This is a genomic window from Demequina sp., assembly GCF_024642165.1.
Lineage (GTDB): Bacteria > Actinomycetota > Actinomycetes > Actinomycetales > Demequinaceae > Demequina.
The window spans coordinates 1-25,820 of sequence record NZ_JAHEBP010000021.1; the positions used below are offsets into that span (position 1 = coordinate 1).

The 25,820-nt window shown below is 71.0% G+C and carries 28 protein-coding genes, 1 tRNA gene and 1 pseudogene; 22 read left to right on the forward strand and 8 right to left on the reverse strand.

All coding sequences use genetic code 11. The annotated features are described in order from the left end of the window. A partial coding sequence (locus Q0L54_RS03395) for a 2,3-bisphosphoglycerate-dependent phosphoglycerate mutase (RefSeq protein ID WP_296665497.1) occupies positions 1–372 on the forward strand: 372 nt, incomplete at its 5' end. A gap of 99 nt (positions 373–471) precedes the next feature. Here the strand turns inward: Q0L54_RS03395 and phoU are convergent. Continuing rightward, positions 472–1,131: a phosphate signaling complex protein PhoU gene (gene phoU, locus Q0L54_RS03400; RefSeq protein ID WP_296665499.1), complete on the reverse strand. Its 660-nt coding sequence runs from the start codon at positions 1,129–1,131 to the stop codon at positions 472–474. A gap of 139 nt (positions 1,132–1,270) precedes the next feature. On the opposite strand from phoU, the gene Q0L54_RS03405 reads away from it, so the two are divergent. From Q0L54_RS03405 to pstB, 6 genes are all read left to right on the forward strand, one after another. After that, on the forward strand, positions 1,271–2,383 hold the full coding sequence (locus Q0L54_RS03405; protein WP_296665500.1) for an ATP-binding protein: 1,113 nt from the start codon (positions 1,271–1,273) through the stop codon (positions 2,381–2,383). Further along, entirely contained in the window at positions 2,380–3,075 is a 696-nt protein-coding gene (locus Q0L54_RS03410) for a response regulator transcription factor (RefSeq protein ID WP_296665502.1), read from the forward strand. The genes Q0L54_RS03405 and Q0L54_RS03410 overlap by 4 nt, the downstream gene beginning before the upstream one ends. 288 nt (positions 3,076–3,363) lie before the next feature. After that, positions 3,364–4,485 carry a phosphate ABC transporter substrate-binding protein PstS gene (locus Q0L54_RS03415; protein WP_296665504.1) on the forward strand — a complete coding sequence of 374 codons (1,122 nt, stop codon included), beginning with the start codon at positions 3,364–3,366 and terminating at the stop codon, positions 4,483–4,485. Positions 4,486–4,617: 132 nt separating this feature from the next. Beyond that, the gene (gene pstC / locus Q0L54_RS03420; protein ID WP_296665540.1) at positions 4,618–5,595 is read left to right on the forward strand and encodes a phosphate ABC transporter permease subunit PstC; all 978 of its coding nucleotides are present in this window, start codon (positions 4,618–4,620) and stop codon (positions 5,593–5,595) included. Beyond that, positions 5,595–6,575, forward strand: a complete 981-nt coding sequence (pstA, locus tag Q0L54_RS03425; RefSeq protein ID WP_296665506.1) for a phosphate ABC transporter permease PstA — start codon at positions 5,595–5,597, stop codon at positions 6,573–6,575. The genes pstC and pstA overlap by 1 nt, the downstream gene beginning before the upstream one ends. A gap of 10 nt (positions 6,576–6,585) precedes the next feature. Next, the gene (pstB, locus tag Q0L54_RS03430) at positions 6,586–7,365 is read left to right on the forward strand and encodes a phosphate ABC transporter ATP-binding protein PstB (RefSeq protein WP_296665508.1); all 780 of its coding nucleotides are present in this window, start codon (positions 6,586–6,588) and stop codon (positions 7,363–7,365) included. Positions 7,366–7,541: 176 nt separating this feature from the next. Here the strand turns inward: pstB and Q0L54_RS03435 are convergent, their stop codons facing one another. Next, positions 7,542–8,003, reverse strand: a complete 462-nt coding sequence (locus Q0L54_RS03435; protein WP_296665509.1) for a hypothetical protein — start codon at positions 8,001–8,003, stop codon at positions 7,542–7,544. A gap of 203 nt (positions 8,004–8,206) precedes the next feature. On the opposite strand from Q0L54_RS03435, the gene Q0L54_RS03440 reads away from it, so the two are divergent. The 5 genes from Q0L54_RS03440 to rlmB all read left to right on the forward strand — a co-directional run bounded on the left by Q0L54_RS03440 (position 8,207) and on the right by rlmB (position 12,445). Beyond that, entirely contained in the window at positions 8,207–8,689 is a 483-nt protein-coding gene (locus tag Q0L54_RS03440) for a CarD family transcriptional regulator (RefSeq protein WP_296665510.1), read from the forward strand. Beyond that, positions 8,686–9,363, forward strand: coding sequence for a 2-C-methyl-D-erythritol 4-phosphate cytidylyltransferase (locus tag Q0L54_RS03445; protein ID WP_296665512.1), 678 nt, complete (start codon positions 8,686–8,688; stop codon positions 9,361–9,363). The genes Q0L54_RS03440 and Q0L54_RS03445 overlap by 4 nt, the downstream gene beginning before the upstream one ends. Continuing rightward, positions 9,360–9,839, forward strand: coding sequence for a 2-C-methyl-D-erythritol 2,4-cyclodiphosphate synthase (gene ispF / locus Q0L54_RS03450; RefSeq protein WP_296665513.1), 480 nt, complete (start codon positions 9,360–9,362; stop codon positions 9,837–9,839). The genes Q0L54_RS03445 and ispF overlap by 4 nt, the downstream gene beginning before the upstream one ends. A 49-nt stretch (positions 9,840–9,888) precedes the next feature. Further along, the gene (gene cysS / locus Q0L54_RS03455; RefSeq protein ID WP_296665515.1) at positions 9,889–11,313 is read left to right on the forward strand and encodes a cysteine--tRNA ligase; all 1,425 of its coding nucleotides are present in this window, start codon (positions 9,889–9,891) and stop codon (positions 11,311–11,313) included. Positions 11,314–11,479: 166 nt separating this feature from the next. Further along, positions 11,480–12,445 (forward strand): 23S rRNA (guanosine(2251)-2'-O)-methyltransferase RlmB, encoded by a 966-nt coding sequence (rlmB, locus tag Q0L54_RS03460; protein WP_296665516.1) that lies wholly within the window; start codon positions 11,480–11,482, stop codon positions 12,443–12,445. Between the two features lie 352 nt (positions 12,446–12,797). Here rlmB and Q0L54_RS03465 read toward each other — a convergent pair. Together Q0L54_RS03465 and ugpC are read right to left on the reverse strand one after the other, a co-directional pair. After that, positions 12,798–13,994: pseudogene (locus Q0L54_RS03465) on the reverse strand (DUF4032 domain-containing protein); the annotation flags it as partial. 212 nt (positions 13,995–14,206) lie between these two features. Beyond that, a complete protein-coding gene (ugpC, locus tag Q0L54_RS03470) occupies positions 14,207–15,370 on the reverse strand; it encodes a sn-glycerol-3-phosphate ABC transporter ATP-binding protein UgpC (protein ID WP_296665518.1) in 1,164 nt (387 codons plus the stop codon). Positions 15,371–15,557: 187 nt separating this feature from the next. Here ugpC and Q0L54_RS03475 point away from each other — a divergent pair, with 187 nt between their 5' ends. From Q0L54_RS03475 to Q0L54_RS03490, 4 genes are all read left to right on the forward strand, one after another. Beyond that, on the forward strand, positions 15,558–17,156 hold the full coding sequence (locus Q0L54_RS03475; RefSeq protein ID WP_296665519.1) for a serine/threonine-protein kinase: 1,599 nt from the start codon (positions 15,558–15,560) through the stop codon (positions 17,154–17,156). A gap of 121 nt (positions 17,157–17,277) precedes the next feature. Further along, positions 17,278–17,784: a MauE/DoxX family redox-associated membrane protein gene (locus tag Q0L54_RS03480; RefSeq protein WP_296665520.1), complete on the forward strand. Its 507-nt coding sequence runs from the start codon at positions 17,278–17,280 to the stop codon at positions 17,782–17,784. A gap of 60 nt (positions 17,785–17,844) precedes the next feature. After that, the gene (locus tag Q0L54_RS03485; RefSeq protein WP_296665522.1) at positions 17,845–18,654 is read left to right on the forward strand and encodes a thioredoxin domain-containing protein; all 810 of its coding nucleotides are present in this window, start codon (positions 17,845–17,847) and stop codon (positions 18,652–18,654) included. Positions 18,655–18,816: 162 nt separating this feature from the next. Beyond that, positions 18,817–18,893: transfer RNA gene (locus tag Q0L54_RS03490), tRNA-Thr, on the forward strand. A gap of 43 nt (positions 18,894–18,936) precedes the next feature. Here Q0L54_RS03490 and Q0L54_RS03495 read toward each other — a convergent pair. Beyond that, complete coding sequence (locus Q0L54_RS03495) at positions 18,937–19,608, reverse strand: uracil-DNA glycosylase (protein ID WP_296665524.1); 672 nt, start codon at positions 19,606–19,608, stop codon at positions 18,937–18,939. Between the two features lie 145 nt (positions 19,609–19,753). Here Q0L54_RS03495 and Q0L54_RS03500 point away from each other — a divergent pair, with 145 nt between their 5' ends. The 3 genes from Q0L54_RS03500 (at position 19,754) to groL (ending at position 22,522) form a co-directional block, all read left to right on the forward strand. Beyond that, entirely contained in the window at positions 19,754–20,029 is a 276-nt protein-coding gene (locus tag Q0L54_RS03500; RefSeq protein WP_296665525.1) for a DUF3263 domain-containing protein, read from the forward strand. A 21-nt stretch (positions 20,030–20,050) separates the two neighbouring features. Continuing rightward, positions 20,051–20,647, forward strand: a complete 597-nt coding sequence (locus tag Q0L54_RS03505; RefSeq protein ID WP_296665527.1) for a LytR C-terminal domain-containing protein — start codon at positions 20,051–20,053, stop codon at positions 20,645–20,647. Between the two features lie 246 nt (positions 20,648–20,893). After that, complete coding sequence (gene groL / locus Q0L54_RS03510; protein WP_296665529.1) at positions 20,894–22,522, forward strand: chaperonin GroEL; 1,629 nt, start codon at positions 20,894–20,896, stop codon at positions 22,520–22,522. A gap of 97 nt (positions 22,523–22,619) precedes the next feature. On the opposite strand, the gene Q0L54_RS03515 is transcribed toward groL, so the two are convergent. The 3 genes from Q0L54_RS03515 to Q0L54_RS03525 all read right to left on the reverse strand — a co-directional run bounded on the left by Q0L54_RS03515 (position 22,620) and on the right by Q0L54_RS03525 (position 23,994). After that, positions 22,620–22,883 carry a DUF4031 domain-containing protein gene (locus Q0L54_RS03515; RefSeq protein WP_296665530.1) on the reverse strand — a complete coding sequence of 88 codons (264 nt, stop codon included), beginning with the start codon at positions 22,881–22,883 and terminating at the stop codon, positions 22,620–22,622. Between the two features lie 27 nt (positions 22,884–22,910). Further along, positions 22,911–23,198: a WXG100 family type VII secretion target gene (locus Q0L54_RS03520; protein WP_296665532.1), complete on the reverse strand. Its 288-nt coding sequence runs from the start codon at positions 23,196–23,198 to the stop codon at positions 22,911–22,913. 85 nt (positions 23,199–23,283) lie between these two features. Further along, the gene (locus Q0L54_RS03525; protein WP_296665534.1) at positions 23,284–23,994 is read right to left on the reverse strand and encodes a hypothetical protein; all 711 of its coding nucleotides are present in this window, start codon (positions 23,992–23,994) and stop codon (positions 23,284–23,286) included. Positions 23,995–24,199: 205 nt separating this feature from the next. Between Q0L54_RS03525 and Q0L54_RS03530 the strand changes: the two genes are divergently transcribed. The 3 genes from Q0L54_RS03530 to Q0L54_RS03540 form a co-directional block, all read left to right on the forward strand. Next, complete coding sequence (locus tag Q0L54_RS03530) at positions 24,200–24,580, forward strand: cold-shock protein (RefSeq protein WP_296665535.1); 381 nt, start codon at positions 24,200–24,202, stop codon at positions 24,578–24,580. After that, entirely contained in the window at positions 24,580–25,530 is a 951-nt protein-coding gene (locus Q0L54_RS03535; RefSeq protein WP_296665537.1) for a DUF3027 domain-containing protein, read from the forward strand. The genes Q0L54_RS03530 and Q0L54_RS03535 overlap by 1 nt, the downstream gene beginning before the upstream one ends. Positions 25,531–25,639: 109 nt before the next feature. Beyond that, positions 25,640–25,820: hypothetical protein (locus Q0L54_RS03540; protein ID WP_296665539.1), on the forward strand; the 181-nt coding region annotated here is incomplete at its 3' end.

Consider the following 25,820-nt stretch of genomic DNA (forward strand, 5'->3'; position numbering starts at 1 on the left):
ATCTCCGACGACAACCCGTACACGCAGGAGGGCGACGTCCGCTACGCCGGCGAGCCCATCCCCAAGACGGAGTGCCTCAAGGACGTGCTCGAGCGCGCCCTGCCGTACTGGGAGTCCGCGATCGTGCCGGACCTCAAGGCCGGCAAGACCACGATGGTGGCCGCCCACGGCAACTCGCTGCGCGCCATCATCAAGTACCTCGACGGCGTGGGCGACGACGACATCGTGGGGGTCAACGTCCCCACGGGCATCCCGCTGGTCTACCACCTCGACGAGGAGACCCTCAAGCCCACCAACCCGGGCGGCACCTACCTCGACCCGGACGCCGCCGCGGCCGCCATCCAGGCCGTCGCGAACCAGGGCAAGAAGTAGCCTCCGGGACGATGCGCGGCCCGCCCGGGCGCGCATCGTCCGGGCACGGGAGAGGCCCCCGACCGCGATGGTCGGGGGCCTCTCTCGCGCCCGGGTACGTCAGATCTTGGCGCGGTTGCCCGAGTGGTCGCCCGTGACCAGGTAGACGATGCGGCGAGAGATGCCCACCGCGTGGTCGCCGAAACGCTCGAAGTAGCGGGCGAGCAGCGCGATGTCGAGCGTCTCCTGCGGGGTGCCGTGGTAGCCGTCCGCGGTGAGCGCCTTGTAGGCGGCCTCGTGGAGATCGTCGAGCGCGTCGTCATCCTCGACGATCGCCGCGGCGATGTTGAGGTCGCGCGTCTCGAGCAGCTTCACCACCTCGCCGGCGGCCTCCGTGGCGGCCGCGCACATGCCCTCGATGAGCTCGCGGTGCGAGTCGGGGATGGCGGACGCGGGGTAGGCGCGGCGCACGTCCTTGGAGATGTGCTCGGCGAGGTCGCCCATGCGCTCCAGCGATGCGGAGATCCGCAGCGAGGCGATGATGGTGCGCAGGTCGAGTCCCACGGGCTGCTGCTGAGCGATGAGCAGGACGCAGCGCTCGTCGACCTGGTCCTCGAGCTCGTCGAGCTTCTCGTCGTCGGCGATCACCGATTGGGCGAGGTCCAGATCCCCGGTGAGGATGGCCGTCGAGGTCTTGTTGATCGCGGCGTCGACGTGACGCGCCATCGCGATCAGGTCGTCCGCCAGGTCCGCCATCTCGGCGTTGAACAGGGTGCGCATGGCTCTCCTTCAGGATGTGCGCTCCTAGTCTGGCATCGGTCCGGGCGCCGATGCGCGAGGTGCCGCCCGGAACCGATGAACAATCGGTGCCACCCGTGAACATTGGGTGAACGCTCCGGGCCGTGGTTACTGTGTGCCCATGAGTCCGGAGGTGTGGGTCGCCGCGATCCTTGGCGCCTCCGTCGGGGCCATCGTCACCGCGTCCGTGGTGCACCTGCGGCGCAAGCGCGCGGCCATCGCCGCGACCCTGGTGCCGCACCGCACCCGCCAGCTGATGTCCGTGCTGCAGGCCGGCGCGGTCATCATCCGTCGCGACCGGCGCAGCGCGTTCAGCAACAACGCGGCGGGAGCGCTCGGGGTCGCGCGCGTCGACGGCGCCCTCAACGGCGACGTGGCGGACCTGGCCGAGGAGGCCTGGCGTCGCGAAGAGCCCGTCGAGGCGGAGATCGCCGTCCAGCGCGGCGTGCTGTCGACACCCCGGTTCGTGCACGTGCGCGTGGTGCCGCTGGACGAGGACCTGTGCCTGGCGCTCGCGAACGACAACACGGACATGCGCGCCGCCGAGCAGTCGCGGCGCGACTTCGCGGTCAACGTCTCGCACGAGCTCAAGACCCCGATCGGCGCGCTGAGCCTGCTCGCGGAGACCATCGAGGAGGGCGCCGACGACCCGGAGATGGTCCGGAAGTTCGCCAAGAAGATGCGTAAGGAGTCGCGGCGCCTCACCAAGCTCATCCAGGAGATCATCGAGATCTCCCGGCTCCAGGGCGCGGGCTCCGTGGTCGAGCACGAGGACCTGCAGCTCGACGGCGTGGTCCACGAGGCCGTCGAGGCGGCCCGGCTGGGCGCGGACGCGCGTCAGATCCGGATCGTCACCGACATCAAGGCCCGTCCCACGGTGCTGGGGGATCGGGACCTGCTGGTGATGGCGCTGCGCAACCTCATCGACAACGCGGTGCAGTACTCGGACGAGCGCTCCGAGGTGGCCGTGGCCGTGGGGGCACGCGACGGGGTCGCGTCCGTCACCGTGGTCGATCGCGGCATCGGCATCGAGCCCAAGGACCAGGAGCGCATCTTCGAGCGCTTCTACCGCGCGGACCCGGCCCGCGCCCGCGACACCGGCGGCACCGGCCTGGGCCTCAGCATCGTCAAGCACATCGCCCACCAGCACTCGGGCTCCGTGTCCCTGTGGTCGGAGCCCGGCGTGGGCTCGACGTTCACCTTCAAGTTGTCCGTCCACCAGGAGGAGTCATGACCGAGGCGAGGATCCTCGTGGTCGAGGACGAGGAGTCCTACCGCGACTCGCTGCAGTTCCTGCTCGAGCGCGAGGGCTTCGCGGTGGAGCTGGCGGCCACCGGCACCGCGGGCGTCGAGGCGTTCGTGCGCGACGGCGCGGACCTCATCCTGCTGGACCTCATGCTGCCCGGCATGTCCGGTCCGGAGGTGTTCCGCGCGGTGCGCGCTCGCTCCGACGTGCCGGTCATCATGGTGACGGCGAAGGACGACCCGGTGGACCGCATCATCGGCCTCGAGCTGGGCGCGGACGACTACGTGACCAAGCCGTACTCGGGGCGCGAGCTGGTGGCGCGCATCCGATCGGTGCTGCGGCGTTACGCGGCCGGCCAGCGGGACGTGGTCGACGAGCCGGAGCGGCTCACCGTCGCGGGCATCATGCTCGACCCGGAACGCCTCCAGATGACGCGGGACGGCGAGACGCAGTCGCTCCCGCCCAAGGAGTTCGCGCTGCTGCACCTGCTCGCCCAGAACGCCGGCCGCGTGCTGCCGCGCCAGGTCATCATCGACCGCGTGTGGGGCTCGGACTACTTCGGCGACACCAAGACTCTCGACGTCCACATCAAGCGCATCCGCAGCCGGGTCGAGGCCGATCCGAGCGACCCGGTGCTGATCCAGACCGTGCGAGGCGTGGGCTACACCTTCGAAGGCTGACCCACCCCCTCTCTCTCTCCCTGACACTCCGCACGGAGTTGGCGGCGACACGCGGGTCTGAACCCCCGCATCGGCCCGTCTTACCCGCGTGTCGGATCTGAAACCGTGCGCAGTGTCAGGGGGTGCACGGGGAGCGGCGGGGGGCGGGTTCACCCGATGTTCACCCTGAGTTCAGAAATCCAGGGTCGAGCCGTTACCTGGCGTGCCTACCGTGAGGGGTATCCGGCATCGCGCCGGGTCACCAGCCCGGCTTCGAGCCGGCTCCCCATGAACGTGAGGAAATCGAACGTGAAGCTTGTCACCCGTACCGGCGCAGTCCTGACCGCGACCGCGCTGTCGCTCGCACTCGCCGCCTGCACGGCGTCCAACGAGGAGACGCCCTCGTCGGCCGCCCCGTCGGCCTCCGACACCGGCGACGCCATGATGGAGCTCTCGGGCTCGCTCAACGGCGCAGGCGCCTCGTCGCAGGAGTCCGCCATGGAGGCCTGGCGCGCCGGCTTCCAGACCGCCTACCCCGACGTCACCGTCAACTACGACCCGGTGGGCTCGGGCGGTGGCCGCACCCAGTTCCTCGACGGCGCCACCTCGTTCGCCGGCTCCGACTCGCTCATGGATGACGAGGAGTACGCGCTCGCCGTCACCCGCTGCGACGGGGACCAGGGCGCCCTGCACCTCCCGATGTACATCTCGCCCATCGCCGTGATCTTCAACCTCGATGGCGTGACGTCGCTCAACCTCGACCCCACCACGCTGTCGGACATCTTCAACGGCGTCATCACCACCTGGAACGACGAGGCGATCGCGACGCAGAACGAGGGCGTCACGCTGCCGGACCTCGCGATCACCATCGTCCACCGCGCCGACGAGTCGGGCACCACCAAGAACTTCACCGACTACCTCGAGAAGGCGTCCGACAACTGGGGCCACGAGGCGTCCGGCGACTGGGAGGGTGCCGCGGGCGAGTCCGGTCAGGGCACCTCCGCGCTGGTCCAGATCGTCACCGACAACCAGGGCACCATCGGCTACGCCGACGCCTCGCGCGCCGGCACGCTGGGCACCGTCGCGATCAAGGTCGGCGAGGAGTACGTGCCGTTCTCGGCCGAGGCCGCTGCCAAGGTCGTGGACGCCTCGCCGCTCTCGGAGTCCGCGAACGGTGAGTCCGACCTGGCCTACGAGATCGACCGCACCACCACCGAGTCGGGCGCCTACCCGCTGGTGCTGGTCTCGTACCACATCGTCTGCCACCAGTACGACGACGAGGCCGAGCGCGCGCTCGTGATCGGCTTCGAGAAGTACGTGGCCTCGGCCGAGGGCCAGCAGCAGGCGTCGTCCGCCGCGGGCTCCTCGCCCATCTCCGCGGACCTCTCCGCGAAGATCACCGCGATCCTCGATGAGGTCGCCGCGGCCTAGCATCCGCTGGATTGGACTGGTGGTGGGCTCGTCCGCGAGGATGAGTCCACCACCCGTCTGTTCGCAGTCCACTCCTGCCTGTCCGCACTCTCACGGAGATCGAGCGTGACCACCACTCAGAAGCACCCGGCCGTGACAGCGGACGCGACACCGCTGACCGCGCACACCGAGCGGGCGGCCAACAAGATCTTCTTCGGACTGTCGACCACGGCGGCGAGCCTCATCCTTGCGACGCTCGCGGCGGTCGCCACATTCCTGCTGGTCGAGGCGTGGCCGGCGCTCACGGACACCTCGGGCGAGCTCGCCGCCAAGGTCTCCTGGATCAAGCCCGAGGACGGCCAGAGCCTCATCGAACTCGCGGGCTACCTGGTGTTCGGCACCGTGCTCATCTCGACCGTCGCGCTGCTCATCGCCACGCCACTGTCCGTGGGCATCGCGCTCTTCATCTCGCACTATGCGCCGCGCAAGCTCGCGCAGGGGCTCGGGTATCTGATCGACCTGCTGGCGGCCATCCCGTCCGTGGTCTACGGCCTTTGGGGCGCGATCGTGGTGATCCCGGTCCTGCAGCCCATCTACGAGTGGATCAGCACCTACCTGGGATGGATCCCGCTGTTCGCGCCCGCTGAGGACGGCACCATCTCCTCCACGGGCCGCGTGGCGATGTCCGCAGGCATCGTGCTTGCCATCATGATCATCCCGATCATCACCGCGGTCACCCGCGAGGTGTTCCTCCAGACGCCCAAGCTCCACGAGGAGGCGGCGCTCGCGATGGGCGCCACCCGGTGGGAGATGGTCCGCATGGCGGTGTTCCCGTTCGGGCGCTCCGGCATGATCGGGGCGACGATGCTCGGGTTGGGTCGAGCGCTCGGCGAGACCATGGCGGTCTACATGATCCTGTCCGTCGGGCTCTCGTACTCCTTCGGGCTGTTCAACGCGTCCAGCCACAACACCATCGCGTCCTTCATCGCCGGCCAGTTCCCCGAGGCCAACACGCAGGGCGTCTCCGCGCTCATCGCGCTGGGCCTCGCGCTGTTCGTCATCACGTTGTTGGTCAACATGCTGGCGCGCTGGATCGTCTCGCGCCGCGCCGAATTCTCGGGAGCCAACTGATGGCCGCCGCCTCGACGCCCGTCGCCACGTCGACCACCGCATCGTCCCTGGGCCAGCTGAGCGCCCGCCGCCGCTTCGCGAACAGCGGCATGACGGTGCTGGTGTACCTCGCGTTCCTGGTGGCCGTGATCCCGCTGATCTGGCTCTCGGTGACCGTGGTCACGCGGGGCCTCGACCGGTTCTTCGTGGATGCGAACGGTGAGAGCAACTTCAACCTGGACTTCCTGCAGCAGTCGATGCGCGGGGTGTTCGGCGGCATGCCCGAGGGCGGCATCATCCATGCGATCTGGGGCACGCTCCTCATCACACTGGCCGCCACCATCATCTCCGTGCCGATCGGCCTGCTGACCGCGATCTACCTGGTCGAGTACGGCAAGGGCTGGCTGCAGCGGGCGGTCACGTTCTTCGTGGACGTCATGACCGGCATCCCGTCGATCGTCGCCGGTCTGTTCGCCTATGCCGTGTTCGCGCTGATCGTGGGGCCCGGCACCAAGACCGGCATGGTGGGTGCCGTGGCACTGTCCGTCCTGATGATCCCCGTGGTGGTGCGCTCCTCCGAGGAGATGCTGCGGCTGGTGCCCAACGAGCTGCGCGAGGCCTCGTACGCGTTGGGCGTGCCCAAGTGGCTGACCATCATCAAGGTGGTGCTGCGCACGGCGATCGCGGGCATCACCACGGGCGTCACGCTTTCCATCGCCCGCGTGATCGGCGAGACCGCCCCGCTGCTCATCGCGGTGGGCGTCGCGGACTCCATGAATCTCAACCTGTTCGACGGGCGCATGATGTCGCTGCCCGTCTACATCGTGTCCGAGTGGCGCAAGGGCGTGCAGCCCTGCAATGACCCGGGGATCCCCTGCGTGGGTGAGATCACCGAGTATCGCGCGTGGGCCGCCGCCCTGGTCCTCATCCTCATCGTCATGGCGCTCAACCTCATCGCGCGCCTCATCTCCCGCTTCTTCTCTCCCAAGTCCGGCCGGTAAAGGAATCTCTGTGGCCAAGCGCATCGACGTCAACAACCTCAACGTCTACTACAGCAGCTTCCTCGCGGTCGAGGACGTCTCGCTCGCGATCGAGCCCAAGTCGGTCACGGCGTTCATCGGCCCGTCCGGCTGCGGCAAGTCGACGTTCCTGCGCACGCTCAACCGCATGCACGAGGTGATCCCCGGCGCCCGCGTCGAGGGCGAGGTGCTCATGGACGGCGTCAACCTGTACGACTCCGCCGTGGACCCGGTGGCGGTGCGCCGGCACGTGGGCATGGTGTTCCAGCGCCCCAACCCGTTCCCCACGATGTCGATCGCGGAGAACGTGCTGGCGGGTGTCAAGCTCAACAACACCCGCATCTCGCGCTCCGACGCCGAGGACATGGTCGAGTCCTCGCTGCGCGGCGCGAACCTCTGGGAAGAGGTCAAGGACCGCCTGGGCAAGCCGGGCTCCTCGCTCTCCGGCGGGCAGCAGCAGCGCCTGTGCATCGCCCGCGCCATCGCCATCAAGCCCGACGTGCTCCTCATGGACGAGCCCTGCTCCGCCCTGGACCCGATCTCCACGCTCGCGATCGAGGACCTGATCCAAGAGCTCAAGAACGACTACACGATCGTGATCGTGACGCACAACATGCAGCAGGCGGCCCGCGTGTCCGACAAGACGGCGTTCTTCAACATCGCGGGCACCGGCAAGCCGGGCAAGCTCATCGAGATGAACGAGACGCCGGTCATGTTCTCGACGCCGTCGGAGCGGGCCACGGAGGACTACATCTCGGGTCGCTTCGGCTGACGCGCGTCTCGCCCGCCGCTGCCACCTGACAGTGCGCACGGAGTTGCTTTCGGCGCGCCGGGTCCGACGGGACGATGCGGTGGCTGCGCCCGCGTGTCGCGGCCAGCTCCGTGCGCAGTGTCAGCCAGGGGCCAGGGGCCAGGGGCCAGGGGCCAGGGGCCAGGGGCGGGCGCGGGTTACGCGCTCGGGAGCTCCGGCTCGTACTCCGGGAGCGTGCCGTCCATGACGGGCACGGCAGTGACCACCTGGCCCGCGGCATCGGTCTGCAGGATGACGTCTTGGAGCAGCCCCGGAGCCACCGATGCGGTGCCCGTGACGTGCTGCTCGCCGTCCTCGCCGCCCAGCTTCACGGTGGCGCCCGCGGCCACGTCGATGGTCACGATGGACTCGCCGTCGATGCTTGCGGCCACCTGCACGTCCTCGGCGGAGGAGTTGTACAGCGAACCCAGCAGCACGGCGGGGGAGCCCTCCGCCTCCGTCACCACCAGCAGGTTGATGCCCCGCACGTCGCCGATGTCGACGCTGATGCCGTCCGACGCGTCGTACGGGTCCTGCGTGGTGATCGGGTTGATGGCGCTGCAGCCGGCGGCGACCACCGCGACAGCGGCCAGGGTGACGAGTCGTGCGGGGAGCTTCACGGCGGGTCCTTTCCGGGGAACGTCTCTCGCAGGATAGTGGCTTCCCGTGCGTGTGGGCCACCGGTCGGGGCGTTGCCGGGGCGTCGCCGGGGCGCATCGGCACGGGGCCGGACCTAGGGCCCGCGCCCCTCGAGGGGGCGGATGTTATTGCACAAACCGCAAATGATAGAATGGCACTCCGTCGAGAAGGGGATAACTCCACCATGAACTTCGTCGTTGGCGAGACAGTCGTCTACCCCCACCATGGGGCGGCCATGATCCAGGACATCAAGAAGCGCATCATTCGTGGCGAGGAGAAGACCTACCTCAAGTTGAAGGTAGCGCAGGGTGACCTGACGATCGAGGTTCCGGCGGAGAACGTCGACCTGGTGGGAGTCCGCGACGTGGTGGACCAGGCGGGCCTGCTGAAGGTGTTCGGCGTCCTCCGTGAGCCCTACATCGAGGAGCCCACCAACTGGTCGCGCCGCTACAAGGCCAACGTCGAGAAGCTCGCCTCGGGCGACGTGATCCGCGTGGCCGAGGTGGTCCGTGACCTGTCCCGTCGCGACACCGACAAGGGCCTCAGCGCCGGCGAGAAGCGCATGCTCCACAAGGCGCGCCAGATCCTCGTCAGCGAGCTCGCCCTCGCCGAGAAGTGCGAGGAGGTTGTCGCGGAGGCGCGGCTCGACGAGGTCCTCGCCTCGTGACCCTCGCGGCCGTGGTCACGGCCGCCGGATACGGAACCCGGCTGGGTTCCACCCTTCCCAAGGCTTTGGTCGTCGTCGCGGGTGAGCCGTTGGTGGTGCACGCCGTGCGCCGCATGGCGCTGGTCGCGGACCGGATGGTGGTCACGGCCCCGCCTACCCACGTCTCCGAGTTCGAGGCCGTGCTGGCGGGCCTTCCCGTCGCCGTGGTCGCGGGCGCGCCCACGCGCCAGGGCTCCGTGGCGGCCGGGCTCGCCGCGCTCGACCTGGCGGCCCAGGACATCGTGCTGGTGCACGATGCGGCACGCGCCTTCCAGCCCGCCGGGACGATGCGCGCCGCGGCGGCCGCCGTCGAGGCCGGCGCGGACGGCGCCGTCCCCGTGGTCCCCGTGGTGGACACACTGGTGGCCGCTCCCGCGCCCGACGGCGCGCTGGGAGAGCCGGTGGACCGGGCCGCGTTCCGCATCGTGCAGACGCCCCAGGCCTTCCGCGCCGCGGTGATCCTCGACGCCCACGCCCGCGGCGGAGCCGACGCCACGGACGATGCGACGCTCGCCCGGAACCTGGGCTACCGGGTGGTGGCCACCGAGGGCCACGCTCACGGACTCAAGATCACCCACGGTGCGGACCTGGCGATCGCCGAGCACCTCGCCGCGCTCGAGAAGGAGCACGCATGACCCTGCCCCGGACCGGCATCGGCGTGGACGTCCACGCGTTCGGCGGCGACCGCGAGCTGCGGCTCGCCGGACTCGCGTGGCCGGGGGAGCGGGGGCTCGAGGGGCACTCGGACGCCGACGTCGCGGCGCACGCCGCCTGCGACGCGCTGCTGTCCGCGGCCGGCCTGGGTGACCTGGGCTCGAACTTCGGCACCTCACGCCCCGAGTGGGCGGGAGCGGCCGGCACCGCGCTGCTCGCGGAGTCCGCGCGGCTGGTGCGCGCCGCGGGATTCGAGGTGGGCAACGTCGCGATCCAGGTGATCGGCAACCGCCCCCGGCTCGCGACGCGCCGCGAGGAGGCCGAGGCCGCGCTGTCGGCGGCCGCCGGCGCCCCCGTCACGGTCGCCGGGACCACCACCGACGGCCTGGGCCTCACGGGCCGCGGTGAGGGCATCGCGGCCATCGCCTCCGCGCTGATCGTGCCCGTCGACGCCTGACCCGCCCGGCGCATCGTCCCCCGCCAGGCACTGCCGGTAGCCTGGGCGCGTGACCCTCAGCCTGTACGACACCGCCACGCGCGACGAGCGCGAGTTCGTCCCGCTGACCCCGGGCGAGGTGGGCATCTACCTGTGCGGACCCACCGTCCAGGGGGCGCCGCACGTGGGTCATCTGCGCAGCGCCGTCGCCTTCGACGTGCTGCAGCGCTGGCTCGAACGCACGGGCTATCGCGTGACCCTGGTGCGCAACGTCACGGACATCGACGACAAGACCCTCGCCAAGGCCGCCGAGGCGGGCGACCAGTGGTGGGCGTGGGCGCTGCGCTACGAGCGCGCGTTCCAGGCCGCCTACGCCGCCGTGGGGGTGAAGCCCCCCGCCGCCGAGCCGCGTGCCACGGGCCACATCCCGGAGATCATCGCGCTGGTGTCGCGTCTCATCGACAAGGGCCACGCCTACGAGTGGAACGGCTCCGTGTACTTCGACGTGCGCTCGTTCGACGGGTACGGATCGCTCACGCGGCAGGCGCTCGAGGACCTCACCCCGGCGCCCGACGCGCCGTCCGACGACAAGCGCGACCCCCGCGACTTCGCCCTGTGGAAGGCGCGCAAGCCCGACGAGCCGCAGACCGCCTCGTGGTCCTCGCCGTGGGGCCCGGGCCGCCCGGGGTGGCACATCGAGTGCTCCGCGATGGCGCAGCGCTACCTGGGCGACTCCTTCGACATCCACGGGGGCGGGCTCGACCTGCGCTTCCCGCACCACGAGAACGAGCAGGCCCAGTCGCGCGCCGCGGGCTACGGCTTCGCGCGGCTGTGGATGCACTCCGCGTGGGTGACCCAGTCCGGCGCCAAGATGTCGAAGTCGCTGGGCAACGGCCTGCTGGTCTCCGAGGTGCTCGCCGCGCACGAGCCCGCCGCGCTGCGGCTCGCGCTCGCCGCCGTGCACTACCGGTCGATGCTCGAGTACTCGCCGTCGACCCTCGACGAGGCGTCCGCGCAGTGGGGCCGCTTCCAGGGATTCGTGTCGCGGGCGTCCGAGCGCGTGGGAGCGGTGTCCGCGGAGCGGGTGCGCGGCGCCGCGCTGCCCGCCGCCTTCGTGGAGGCGATGGACGACGACCTGGCGATCCCGCGCGCGCTCGCCGTCATCCACGAGATGGTCCGCACCGGTAATGCGGCCCTCACCGCGGGGGACGATGAGGCGGTCGCCGCCGCGCTCCTCGCCACCCGCGCGATGCTCGACGTGCTGGGCCTGGACCCGGCCGCGCCCGAGTGGGCGGAGGGCGGCTCGGGCCCGTCGAGCACGGCCATGGGCGCGCTGGACTTCCTGGTGAAGTCCGACATCGAGGCTCGTGCCGCCGCGCGCTCCGCCAAGGACTGGGCCACCGCCGACGCGATCCGCGACCGCCTGGCCGGCGCGGGCATCGTGGTCGAGGACGGCGCGGACGGCGCACGCTGGTCGCTCGCCGCGGACGGCTGACACTCTCGCCTGCTTCTCTGACACTGCGCACGGAGTTGGGGGCGACACGCCGGTCCACGCGCCCGAATCCGCCCGACACGCCGCATCGTCCCTTCCAACTCCGTGCGGACTGTCAGGGGAGCAACGGCGGACGGCTGACCCCGCCCGGCGCCGTTACCCTTGACCCATGGCCGGCAACTCGAAGCGCAGGGGCGCGACCCGCAACGCGGGCTCCAAGAAGGGCGCATCCGTGGGCACGGGCGGTCACGGCCGCAAGGCGCTCGAGGGCAAGGGCCCCACGCCCAAGGCCGAGGACCGGCCCAACCACAAGGCGTACAAGGCCAAGCAGCGGGTCGAGCGGGACGAGGCCAAGAAGCCCGCGTCGCGTCCCCGCTCGACCCCGCGTGATCGCACCTCGGGCTCCCTCGAGCTGATCGTGGGCCGCAACAGCGTCCTCGAGGCGCTGCGCGGAGGCATCGCCGCGCACACCCTCCACGTGTTCAACCGCATCGACGCCGATGACCGGGTCACGGAGATCGTGTCGCTCGCGGTCGAGCACGGGCTCGAGGTGCGCGAGGTGCCCAAGAGCTCGCTCGACACGCTCGCGGACGGCTCCTCGCATCAGGGCGTCGCCATCGAGGTGCCCCCGTACGAGTATGCGCACCCCGCGGACCTGCTCGAGGCGCCGGCCCCGGTGCGCATCATCGCGCTCGACGGCATCCAGGACCCGCGCAACCTGGGTGCGATCGTGCGCTCGGCCGCCGCGTTCGGCGCGTCCGGCGTGCTGATCCCCGAGCGCCGCGCCGCGGGCATGACGGTCGCCGCGTGGAAGGTGTCCGCGGGCGCCGCCACGCGCATCCCCGTTGCACGCGCCACCAACATGGTCCGCGCCCTCGAGGACTACAAGAAGGCCGGCCTCTTCGTGATCGGCCTGGCCGGCGACGGCGACGTCGCCCTGCACGAGTCGAACCTGCTCGACGGGCCGCTCGTGATCGTGGTGGGCGCCGAGGGCGAGGGGCTGTCGCGCCTGGTGCGCGAGACCTGCGACCAGATCGTGTCGATCCCGATCGCCGCGAGCACGGAGAGCCTCAACGCCTCCGTGGCGGCCTCCATCGCGCTCTACGAGGCGTCGAAGGCGGCGGCCCGGGCCTGACCCGCGGCGCGCATCGTCCCTAGAAGCCCGACTCCTCGGAGTCCGACTCCTCCTCCGACTCCTCGTCAGGTTCGACTGCGGACTCGAGGTCGATCGCGGACTCGACCGCGACCGCGGACGCGACGCCGGCCTTCCGGTCCCGCTCCTTGATCTCGGAAGAAAGCGGCTCGCGCTCCGGTGCCGGCACCTTGGTCGACACCCGCTGGACCTGGGGCGGCTCGGCGTTGTCGGGCACGGGCACCTCGCCCCACGCGTAGGTGTTGTCGTTCTCGAAGGGGTCGCGCCGCTCGAACGTGGTGCCGAACTCGTCGGTGAGGGCGGGCAGCTCCGCGGTCATCTCAGCGAGCGAGCGCCCCAGGACGGCGCGCTCGTCGGGACGCAGCGGGAGCACGTTCTTCACGTACGAGGCCGTCGCCACGGGCATCGGCACGTCCTCGGCCGCCGATTGGGCCAGGAACCAGCGGTGATCGAGCACCTCGTGAAACACCTGGGCCGGCTCCAGCTTGCCGCGCAGCTCGCGCGGCACCGCACGGATGGTGGGCTCGAAGATCGAGGTGAGCCATTCGTGCGCGGCGAACGCCTCGTCGTCCGAGATCTCGAGGTGCACGGCGCGGTACTCGTCCAGATCGTTGAGCAGCCGTCGTGCCTGGTTCTCCTGCACGTCGAGGCCGGTGAGGCGCATGAGGCGGCGCGAGTGGAAGCCGGCGTCGACCACCTTGGGCCGGATGTGCAGCCCCGTGCCGTCGGGCGTGGTCAGCATGTCGAGCTCGCCCACGTCGAAGCCCATCTCGTTGAGCGCGCGCACCCGTTCGGACACCCGGTACGGGATGTTGGTGTCGAACACCTCGGTCTCCGTGAGGGCCGCCCACAGCTGCGTGTAGCGGCTCTCGAGGCGTTCGCCGATCTTGAACGGGTCGATGCCCTCGTCGAGGTCCTCGTTGGCCTGCAGGTCCAGGATCTCGCCGATGATGTTGGTGGTGGCGATCTCCAGGTCGTAGGAACGCTGCCCGGTGGTGAGGGTCTCGTGGAGGTCGCCGGTCTCGGCGTCGACCAGGTAGGCGCTGAACTCCGAGGCGTCGCGCCGGAACAGCGCGTTCGACAGCGACACGTCGCCCCAGTAGAAGCCATGGAGGTGCAGGCGCACCAGCAGCACGGAGAGCGCGTCGATGAGCCGGTTGAGCGTGCCCTTGCGCAGCGCGGTCGAGAACAGCGCGCGGTAGGGCAGCGAGAAGGCGAGGTGCTCGGTGATGAGCGCCGCGGACAGCTCCTCGCCCGAGGGCGTCCGGCGTCGGGAGACCACCGCGACGGCGTGCACGCACGGGGCATCCATCTTCTCGAGTTCGCGGAGCATCTCGAACTCGCGGTACGCGATCTCGCGGTTGGTCTCCTTGACGGCGAGCACCGTGGCGCCGTGACGGACGAACCGCACCACGTGGCGCGACAGGCCTCGCGGCAGGGCGGCGATGCGTTCCTCGGGCCAGGCGGACAGGGGGATCTCCCATGGGAGCTCCATGAGTGCGGCGTCGGCGGCCCCGGTGATGTGTGGCATGTACTCAGCGTAGCCATCGCACGGTCGCCCGCCCCGCTGACAGTCCGCACGGAGTTCGACGGGACGATGCGGCGTGTCGGGCCGCTTCGCCCGTGTTCGACGGCGAGTCGTCCCGGGATCCGTGCGGACTGTCTGCGAGGGAGAGGCGGCCCGGACGCGCGAGAAGGGGGCGGCCCCTGTCGGGACCGCCCCCTTCTCGGAACTGCTGCGGACTAGCCCTTGAGCGCCTTCGACGCGTCGGTCTTGACCGCGGCCACCGAGATGCGCTGCTTGGTCGCGGCGGAGAACACGTGCTGCTCACCGGGGCGGATGTTGACCCACACCATGTCGCCCTTGCCGGGGACGTCGCGGGGGTCGACACGGACGATCACGTCGCCCGAGCCGCCGACGCCCACGTCGTGGCCGGTGGCCACCGGGGTGGGCGTGGTGCCGTAGACGAACGCGTCGGAGCCGAGGTGCTCGACCACGTTGACCTCGACGGCGATCGCGCCGGGCGAGTTGGGTGCGACCCGGTCGAGCGACTCGGGGCGGAAGCCCAGAATCACGTCGCCCTGATCGGCAGCCGTCATCTTCGCCACGGTGTCGCGGTCCAGCGGCACGCGAGAATCGCCGACGATGGCGTCACCGTTCTCGACGCGGAACGTCGACAGGTTCATGGCGGGCGAGCCGATGAAGCCCGCGACGAACACGTTCGCCGGGGTGTCGTACATCTCGCTCGGGGTGCCCACCTGCTGGAGCAGGCCGTCCTTGAGCACGCAGATGCGGTCGCCCATGGTGAGCGCCTCGATCTGGTCGTGGGTCACGTAGACGGTGGTGGTGCCCAGGCGACGCTGGAGCGCGGCGATCTGGGTACGCGTCTGGACACGCAGCTTGGCGTCGAGGTTCGACAGCGGCTCGTCCATGAGGAACACCTGGGGCTGACGGACGATCGCGCGGCCCATGGCGACGCGCTGACGCTGACCACCGGAGAGCGCCTTGGGCTTGCGGTCCAGGTACTCGGTGAGGTCCAGGATCTTCGCAGCGGCCTCGACGCGCTCGCGGATCGCGGACTTGTCGACCTTGGCGATCTTGAGCGCGAAGCCCATGTTGTCGGCGACGGTCATGTGGGGGTACAGCGCGTAGGACTGGAACACCATCGCGATGTCGCGGTCCTTGGGCTGCACGTGGGTGACGTCGCGGTCGCCCACGAAGATCTTGCCCTTGTCGACGTCCTCGAGGCCGGCGAGCATGCGCAGCGACGTGGACTTTCCGCAGCCCGAGGGGCCAACGAGAACGAGGAATTCGCCATCCGCGATGTCGAGGTTGAGAGCGTCGACCGCGGGGCGTTCGGTGCCGGGGTAGATCCTCGACGCCGCGTCATAAGTAACAGTGGCCATGGCCAGTAATTCCCTTCACCGGCAGGTACGTGCCGGACGATCCGAGTGAGGAAATGCCATTGTGTGTCCACATTGACACCTGCCGGGGATGTGCCCCGGCACGGGTATCCTCTCACAGACCTCGCACATACCGCGAGGGAGCCGCGAGAGCTCGGGGGCGCATCGGCGCTCCCGGTAGGTTGGGACCATGGCCGGATTGCAGCGCGAGGTGGGCGACACCGTCGGCGGCTATCGCGTGCTCGGCCGGCTGGGCGCCGGGGGTTCCGGATCCGTCTACCGGGTGGTCGACGGCGAAGGCCGCGAGGCCGCGCTCAAGCTCGTGGACGCCAAGGACGACGAGGTGGCCGCCGCACGCCTCGACCGCGAGGTGCGCGCCCTGCAGTCGCTGCGCCATCCGGCCGTGCCGCACATCCTGGACGCCGAACTCGAGGACGACGAGACGTTCGTGGTCTTCCAATTCGTGGCCGGCGAGACGCTCTTCGACTACATCCAGGCGCATGGCCCGATGCCGGCGCCCGAGCTCGCGGACTTCGCCGAGCGCACCGCCTCGGCACTCGAGGCGGTGCACGCCGCCGGCGTCATCCACCGCGACGTCACCCCGTCCAACGTCATGGTGGGTCCCGATGGCCCCGTGCTCATCGACTTCGGCCTCGCGCATCGTGCCGAGGACAACCGCCTCACCCGGGAGGGTCTCGTCAGCGGCACGCCCGGCTACGTGGCCCCCGAGGTCATCGACGGCGCCGAGCCCGGGCCGCAGGCCGATCGCTGGTCCTGGGCCGCAACCGTCGCGTACGCGATGACGGCGCAGGCCCCGTTCGGCTCGGGGACCGGCGCCATCAGCCGCACCCTGGAGGCGGACGTCCGCTTGCCCGACGTCCCCGGAGCCGCTGCCCTGCGCGCGGCGCTCGGGCGGGACCTGTCGATGCGCCCCGGCATGCGGGACGTGGTGGCGGCGCTGCGCGGCGCCACCGAGGTGATGCCCACCGGGCTCCCCGCCACCGCCGTCGCGCCCGTGGGCCTCGCCGCGGGCGCCTGGGGCGAGACCGCCGCGACCACCGTCCTGCCCAGCGGTGAGCAGTCGCTCCCCGGCGGGCCGCCGCGGGACGATGCGACGGGCTGGCCGGGCGCGCCGGAGGAGCAGGACCCGGTCGACGACAGCGACCCGCCGCTCGAGGACGAGACTCCCGCCCCGCCCAAGCGCCGAATGCTCCTGACTCTCGCCGCGATCGCCATCGTCGCCGCCGCGCCCGTGGCTCCCGTGATGGCGTACCTGGTCACCGTGGCGGTCGCGATCCTGGCGCGCGGCGTCTACCGCCGGTCCCTCGCGATCGAGGCCGCGCGGGCGCGGCGCGGCCAGCGCCGCACCTCGGACACCGTGGTCCAGACCATCGGCCTGCCGTGGCACACGCTGCGCGCGGCGGCGGAGACGCTGCCCGCCGCCCTCACGGCGGGCGCGCTCGGCGGTGGTGCCGCCACGGGCGCCTGGTGGCTCGTGAGCTCGGGGACCATCACATCGTCCACCGCCACCTCCCAGTACTACGGCCACGCCGCGGCGCTCGCGCTCGGCGGACTGGTCGCGGTGATCGTGATGGCGTACGGCCCGTTCATGTCGGGCACTCGGGAGGGCGCGCACCGGCTGGCGGCGGCTCTGTCGCCCACGGCCGGGCTGCGCGCCGCCTGGGTGCTCATCGCGATGGTCGCCATCCTGGTCGCCGGGATCGCGATCTACGTGCAGCTGGAGCCCTGGTGGTGGCCGCTGCCGGACCTTCCGCCCGCCTCGGCCTGACGTCTGGGCGGCGGCGGTGGAACGCCGCGCGCCGGTCGGGCGTTGCCGCAGCAGGTTGTACCGTGATGAACCGGGGGAGCTGTGATGATGCGCGCGCGAGCGCGCGTCGAGGAGGATGGCGATGAGCATCGAGACGACGCAGGTGGAGGACGCCACCCGCGGCCGCTGGGCCACCGTGCAGCCGTGGCTGAGCACCCTGGTCCGGCTGTCGATGGCGGTGATCCTGGTCGCGGCCGCGATCCCCAAGATGCTCGACATCCCGCAGTCCGTGCGGGCCGTGCGTGCCTACCGCCTGCTTCCCGAGGAGGTGGTGCCGCTCGTGGGGACGATGCTGCCGTTCCTCGAGCTGGTGCTGGCGCTGTTCCTGTTCGCCGGCCTGTTCACCCGGCTCGCCGCGATCGCCTGGCTGGTGATGATGGCCGCGTTCGTGTTCGGGGTGGCGTGGGCGTGGGCGAAGGGTCTCAGCATCGACTGCGGCTGCTTCGGCGGCGGCGGCGACGTGGCCGAGGGCACCACCAACTATCCGCTCCACATGCTCGAACGCGCGGGCTTCGTCGCACTGGGAACGTTTCTGGTGATCTGGCCCCGGAGCCGGCTCTCGGTCGACGGTTGGATGCGGGCCGCCTGACCCGCATCGTCTAGATTTCTCCCCAAGCCCCTTCCCGACATTTCCCCTTTGGAGCACTCGATGGCAGCCAAGAAGAACGAGCCGATGAATGCGCGGTCCGCCGCGAAGGCGCAGGCCCAGGCGCAGGTGCGCGCGCAGGAGCGCCGGACCACCGTGATCATCGTCGCGGCGTCCGTAGTGGGCCTCGCCCTCTTCGGCGCGCTGATCTTCTTCATCATCAACCAGGGCAAGGTGCCCGAGCTGGGCACGGACGGCGCCGTCGCGCCCGCATCCGCTGATGCGACGGGCGGCGTCTCCGTGGGCACCGGTGGAGTCGCGGGAGTCGACGTCCCCACGGACGCGCCCCGGGTCGACATCTACCTCGACTTCATGTGCCCCATCTGCAACACGTTCGAGCAGATCAACGCCGCGGATCTGGACACGCTGCGCGAGTCCGGCGCGATCCAGCTCTACTACCACCCGATCTCGATCCTCGACCGTTACTCGCAGGGCACGGAGTTCTCGACGCGGGCCGCGGGCGCGGCCGGTGTGGTCGCGGACAAGGCGCCCGAGGCGTTCCACGACTTCGTCAACGCGATGTTCGCGAACCAGCCGGCCGAGAACACCTCCGGCCTGTCCGATGCGGACATCAGTCAGATCGCGGTGACCGCGGGCGTGCCCGAGGACGTCGCCGGTTCGCTCGACAGCGCCGACATGCGCAAGTGGGCGACCGCCGCGACGGACCGCGCCTCGCAGGACGGCATGCAGGGCACGCCCACGGTGCGCGTCTCCGCCAGCGGCGTCTTCGACGAGGGCGAGGTCCTCGACCCCAACACGGTGCCGTACTTCGAGGCGGGCGGCCTCAAGGCCTACCTCGAGTCGCTGGGCTGACCTTTCCGCCGCCTGACACTCCGCACGGAGTTCGCAGCGACACGCAGGCGCCGGTCCCGTTCTGGGGCCGGCGCCGCGGCGTGTCGTCCTCAACTCCGTGCGCACTGTCAGGGAGGGGAGCGGCGGCCCGTGCCGCGATGGCCGGTATCCTGGCGTCTCCCGGCTGGCATGGCGCAATCCGGTAGCGCAGCGCTCTTGTAAAGCGAAGGTTGCGGGTTCGAGTCCCGCTGCCAGCTCCACCTTGTGGGACGCCGCCCGCCGCGCGCGGGGTCGCGGCGGAGATCAGCCCGGCGTGCCCCAGGCGATCGGCGGCGCTCCCTGAGCGGCCAGCGCCGCGTTGGCGCGGGAGAACGGCCGCGTGCCGAAGAACCCCCGCGACGCGCTCAGCGGGCTCGGGTGCGGGCTCTCGACCCGCGGCACGTCGCCCAGCACCGGCGCCAGCGACTGCGCGTCGCGGCCCCACAGGATCGCCACCAGCGGCCCCCCGCGCGCGGCCAGCGCCTCGATCGCGAGGTGCGTGACCTGCTCCCAGCCGCGCCCCCGATGCGAGCCCGCCGCGCCGGGCCGCACCGTCAGCACCCTGTTGAGCAGCATCACCCCCTGCGCGTGCCAGTGCGACAGGTCGCCCGAGGTGAGCAGTTCGCCCGTGTCCTCTCGCAGCTCGCGCGCGATGTTGACCAGCGACCGCGGCATGGGGTGGCCCGGCGGCACGGAGAAGCTGAGCCCCACCGGATCGCCGGGCGTGGGGTACGGGTCCTGACCCACGATCAGCACGCGCACGTCCGCGATCGGCACGGTGAACGCCCGCAGGATCGCGTCAGGAGCCGGCAGGTATCCGCGGCCGGACGCGACCTCCTCCCGCAGGAAGGCGCCCAACGCGGCGAGCGTGACCTCCGCGGGCGCGAGCGCCGCGGCCCAATCGGGCGCGACCTGGGTGCGCCACGCATCGTCCATGCGGTCACCCTAATCGCGTCGGGCGGCGGTCCCCGCGGGGCGATGCAATCGGACGATGCGCGGGCCGGCAGCGGCGCGACGCGCGCGCCTGCCCGTTTCCGCCGCCTGGCGCCGCTAGGGTGGTGCCGATCGAGAGGGGGGACCGATGGACGCAGGAGCCGCGCGCACGCTGCGCATGTCCTCGCTCGACGAGCGCGACGCGTCCGTGTTGTCCTTCGAGCGCCAGTGGTGGCGCTACGCCGGTGCCAAGGAGGACGCGATCCGCGACCTGTTCGGCCTCAGCGCGACGCAGTACTACCAGGTGCTGAACGCGCTCATCGACACCCCCGAGGCCCTCGAGCACGACCCGATGCTGGTGAAGCGCCTGCGCCGCATGCGCGCGGCACGCCAGCGCGGGCGCACCCGCTCGTGGGAAGCCTGAGGTAAAAGGTAGGGTGTGCCCGTGACCAACGAGTACGAGCGCGACGAGTTCGACGAGATCGGCGAGCGCGGCGGCCCCGTGGGCGTGCATCGTGCGCCCCGCCCCTGGTGGCACCTGGTGGTCATCCCGCTCATCGTCTTCCTCATCGCGGGCCTGCTCGCCTTCCTGGTCGCGACGTTCCTGTGGAACAGCGGCGAGACCGGGCAGCCCGGTGCGTCGGCCTCGGCCACGCCCAGCGCGTCGACGAGCGCGTCGCCCTCACCCGACGCCTCGGCCACGGCCGCGCCCTCCGAGACCTCGAGCCCCGAGCCGTCGGAGACGTCCACCCCCGAGCCCGTGATCGAGTTCGGTACCCCGATCGCGGTGCTCAACGGCACCGGCATCTCCGGTCTGGCCGGCGCGCAGCAGCAGATCCTCGAGGAGGGCGGCTTCACCTCGGTGACGGCGGCGAACCTCTCGGGCACCAAGCCGGACGCCAACCTGGTGGTCTACAACGACGAGTCGTTGCGCGACACCGCGCTCGAGGTCGCAGCACAACTGGGCATCGACAACATCGAGCTGGGCAACCCTGGGTCCGACGCGGACGTCGAGGTCCAGCTGGTCACCGATCCTTCGTGACCCGCTCGACGCCGTCCTGACCTCGAAGGGACGATGCGGCACTCGCCCTGGGCGAACACGGCGCCAAGGGTTTGCACTCGGCGGGTGAGAGTGCCAGAATCGCCATTAGCACTCGACGTGTGCGAGTGCTAACAGACCTAGGGTTCTCCCCGAGGTGCGGGGTGCGGCGTGACATGAACGCCGGGCCGCGCATCGTCCGTCGCGGGCGGTGGGGAACCGTCATCCATGGGAAGAGGAAGAACTCGCATGGCAAAGATCATTGCCTTCGATGAGGAGGCCCGCCGCGGCATGGAGCGGGGCATGAATGCCCTCGCCGATGCCGTCAAGGTCACGCTGGGCCCCAAGGGCCGCAATGTGGTGCTCGAGAAGAAGTGGGGCGCCCCGACCATCACCAACGACGGTGTCTCCATCGCCAAGGAGATCGAGCTCGAGGAGCCCTTCGAGAAGATCGGCGCGGAGCTCGTCAAGGAGGTCGCCAAGAAGACCGACGACGTCGCGGGTGACGGCACCACCACCGCCACCGTGCTCGCTCAGGCCCTCGTCACGCAGGGCCTGCGCAACGTCGCCGCAGGCGCCAACCCGATCGCCCTCAAGAAGGGCATCGAGAAGGCCGTCGAGGCCGTCACCGCCGAGCTGCTCAAGGCGGCCAAGGAGGTCGAGACCAAGGAAGAGATCGCCGCGACCGCGGGCATCTCCGCCGGCGACCCCGCGATCGGCGAGCTCATCGCCGAGGCGATGGACAAGGTGGGCAAGGAGGGTGTCATCACCGTCGAGGAGTCCTCGGCTCTGGGCCTCGAGCTCGAGCTGACCGAGGGCATGCGCTTCGACAAGGGCTTCCTCTCCGCCTACTTCGTCACCGACCCGGAGCGCCAGGAGGCCGTCCTCGAGGACGCCTACGTCCTGCTCGTCGAGTCCAAGATCGGGTCCGTCAAGGACCTGGTCCCGGTGCTCGAGAAGGTCATGCAGACCGGCAAGCCGCTGATGATCATCGCCGAGGACGTCGAGTCCGAGGCCCTCGCGACGCTCGTCGTGAACAAGATCCGCGGCACGTTCAAGGCCGTCGCCGTCAAGGCGCCGGGCTTCGGCGACCGCCGCAAGGCGATGCTGCAGGACATGGCGATCCTGACCGGCGGCACCGTGATCTCCGAGTCGGTGGGCCTGTCCCTCGACAACGCGGGTCTCGAGCTGCTGGGCCAGGCCCGCAAGGTCGTCGTGACCAAGGACGAGACCACGATCGTCGAGGGCGCGGGTGCTCCCGAGCAGCTCGAGGGCCGCGTGCGTCAGATCCGCTCCGAGATCGAGAACTCCGACTCGGACTACGACCGCGAGAAGCTCCAGGAGCGCCTCGCCAAGCTCGCCGGCGGCGTCGCCGTCATCAAGGCGGGCGCGGCCACCGAGGTCGAGCTCAAGGAGCGCAAGCACCGCATCGAGGACGCCGTTCGCAACGCGAAGGCGGCCGTCGAGGAGGGCATCGTCGCCGGTGGCGGCGTGGCACTCATCCAGGCCGGCACGCTCGCCTTCGCAACCCTCGAGCTCGAGGGTGACGAGGCGACCGGCGCTCGGATCGTCGAGGTTGCCGTCACCGCGCCGCTGCGCCAGATCGCGATCAACGCCGGCCTCGAGGGTGGCGTGGTGGTCGAGAAGGTCAAGGGCCTCCCGATCGGTCACGGCCTCAATGCCGCGACCGGCGTGTACGAGGACCTGCTCGCCGCGGGCGTGAACGACCCGGTGAAGGTGACCCGCTCGGCGCTGCAGAACGCCGCGTCGATCGCCGCGCTCTTCCTCACCACCGAGGCGGTCGTGGCCGACAAGCCCGAGCCCGAGCACGCCATGCCGGCCGGCGGCGGCGGCGACATGGGCGGCATGGGCTTCTAGCCCGTCCGCTTCGGCTCGCCGAAGACAGCACGAAGGCCCCCGAGCTCCGGCTCGGGGGCCTTCGTCATGCCCGGGCCGGCTGGCCGCGTGCCGGCTGTCAGCGGCGCTGGCCGGCCGTCACCCGCAGGCCCGACGCGCGCAACCGACGGATGAGCTCGCGTGTCGAGACCTCGCGGGCGCCCAGTTCGACAAGGAAGGCGCGACGCTCCTCGGGGTAGTCGTAATGGTCGCGATCAAAGGCGCGTTCGGGGATTCCGGCGCGCGCCGCGAAGGCGTGCAGCTCCTCCAGCGACGAGTCGGACACCAGATGACCCCAGATGCGCCCGTGATTGGGCCACAGCGGCGGGTCGATGAGGATCATGCCCCGAGCGTAGGCCGCGTCGGACGGCTACCGCGCGAAGAGCCGCGCCGCGGTCGACTCCGCGTCCTCGTAGGAGCGCGCGGCGTGGGCCAACGCGGTGGTGATCGCGTCCAGGGCGGTCTCGACGTGGGCCTGCGCGCCGCGCCACTGCTCCCGGGCGTCCGCGAACGCCGCCGCGGCCGAGCCCTGCCAGCTGGAATCGAGGCCCGCCAGGTGGCCCATCATGCCCGCGACCTCGGCGCGGATCGCGTCCGCCGATCGGGCCGCGCGTGCGGAGGCGGCCGAGACCTCGGCCGCGTCGACGTGATACTGCATGGAGTCCTCCTCGAGTGGGTGAGGACTCGACGCTAGGCGAGGCGGGCGCCCGGGGGAGCGGTGCATCGTCCCTGCTGGGGACGCGTCAGGACGCCCCATCGGACGTGGACATCGCCGCGATGGCCTTGTCCAGGCGCACGCACTCCGCGCCCAGGTTCTGGCGCGCCTGCGACTCCCAGCTGGCGCCCAACGGGCTCGTGTAGAGCCGGTTGCGCGCGAGCAGCTTGCCCACGATCGCGCGGCGGCTGCGCATGAAGTGCTCGTCGGGGATGTCCGCGTACTCCTCGCGAACGTCGTGGAGATACGCCTTGTAGCGCTGCGGGTCGGCCGCCAGGATCGCGAGGTCCGCGTCGGACAACACGGCGGCATCCATGCTCGTCGGGGCCGTGTCGTGACGAGCGAGCCCCTGCACCATCTGGGTGACCGCGTCGATCTTCGCGTCGGGCAGGCCCAGATCCCGCAGCTCCATGCGCGCGTACTCCGCGCTGGCGTCCTCGTCCTCGCCGCCGCGCTCCGCGTAGGCGGACTCCGAATCCGAGGCGAAGACCGCACCGTGGTACCAGGCCGCAAGGCGGACGCAGTGGGGCAGGCGGGTCTCCTGCTGCAGCTCGTCCACGCGGGTCAGGAGCTCGACCAGGTGGCGCGTGTCGTGGAAGTGCCGCGCCGGGCTCTCCCAGCGGCGCAGCAGCCGGGCGCCGGCCTCGGCGATCTGCGCCTCGGGCGCGGTGGCTCCCGCCGCGACAGCCTCGCGGATGTAGGCGGGAAGCAGCCACGCGGGCGTGGTGGACGGGGGCATGTTCACCTCGAGATCGGCACGGGGGGTCCGTATGGCCCCAGTCTGCCCACTTCGACCCACCTGGCGCAAAAGGCGGGCGCCGCGATCCGGTGTGCCGCGCATCGTCCCGCACGGCCGGGCCTCAACCCGGGGGCCGCGGTCCCCGGTGACCGCTAGACTCGTGAGGGCGTCGAGACGCGGCGCCAGCAGGATGAACGAGGTTGATGTGCCCACCGGAAAAGTGAAGTGGTTCGACGCCGACAAGGGTTTCGGATTCATCGCGACCGACGACGGCGCGGAGGTATTCCTCCACGCCTCCGCCGTGCCCGAGGGCACCACGATCCGTCCGGGCGCCAAGGTCGAGTTCTCGGTGGCCGACGGCCGCCGTGGCCCCTCCGCGCTCAGCGTGACGGTGGTGGACCCCGGTCCGTCCGTGGCGGCCAACCTGCGCATGCCTGCCGAGGACATGACAGTGATCGTCGAGGACCTCATCAAGATGCTCGACGGCACGTCCAACACGCTGCGCAAGGGCCGCTACCCCGAGGCCGCCAAGAGCAAGCAGGTCGCGGCGGTGCTGCGCGCCGTCGCGGAGCAGCTGGACGCCTGATGGCCACGGACGCCGTGCTCGTCGGGGCGATCGACCTCGCCCGTGAGGTCGCCGTGGAGGCGGCGGGCGACGCGGGGATGGTGGGCGACCACCTCTCGGCGAACGTCGACGGAGAGCGCCTGGTCACGCACCTCTTCGCGTGCACCATGCCCGGCTACCGCGGCTGGGTGTGGTCCGTGACGCTCGCGCGCGCTCCGCGTCAGAAGAACGCATCCGTCTGCGAGGCCCACCTGGTGCCCGCGGACGATGCCCTGCTCGCGCCCGCCTGGATCCCGTGGGCCGAGCGCGTGCGCCCGGGCGACCTCGAGCCCGCGATGATGCTGCCGTACATCGCGGACGATGCACGGGTGGTCCCGGGCTACGAGTCCACCGGAGACGAGGACGAGGACCGGATCGCGAACTGGGAGCTGGGCCTGGGCCGCGCCCGCGTGCTCGGTCCCGAGGGCCGCGTCGATGTCGCGGACCGCTGGTACCGCGGATCCCACGGTCCCACGGCCTCGTCCGCCATCGCGTCCGCCTCCCAGTGCTCGACCTGCGCGTTCTTCATCCCGCTCACCGGGTCCATGCGGATGCGATTCGGCGCCTGCGCGAACGAGTGGTCGCCGTCCGACGGCCGCGTCGTGAGCGTCGACCACAGCTGCGGCGCCCACTCCGAGACGGACATCGAGCGCGGCGCCACCCAGTGGCCCGAGACCGACCCCGTCTTCGAGAACGACGTCCCCGACGCCCTCGACCTCACCCTCGCCGACCCCGAGCCCGAGCCGGAGCCGGAGCCGGAGCCTGAGGCGGCGGCAGAGCCTGAGGCGGCGGCCGAGCCCGAGCCCGAGCCTGAGCCTGAGGCGCCCGTCGAGGAAGCGCCGGCCGACGAGGCGTCGACCGATGAGTCCCCCGAGACCGAGGCCCCCGAGGCCCCCGAGGCCCAGCTCGCCGAGGAGCGCGAGGCTGACTGACGAGTCCGCCCCGGCCTCGTCGCCGAGGCGGCAGGTCGCACGCGCTCTCGCGACCCGCGCCTACATCCCCACGTTCATCGCCGAGATCGGCATCGGCGCGATCCTGCCCGTGCTGGCCCTCAGCGTGGTCGACATGGGCCACACCGCGGCCTTCGCCTCGCTGGCCGTAGCCGCGTACCAGCTAGGACGCATCCCGGGCTCGGCGCTGGGAGGCGCGCTCGCGCATCGGCTGGGTGCCGCCGGCGCCGCCATGCTGTCGCTGGCCATCCTCGCCGTGGGCGCGGCCGTGG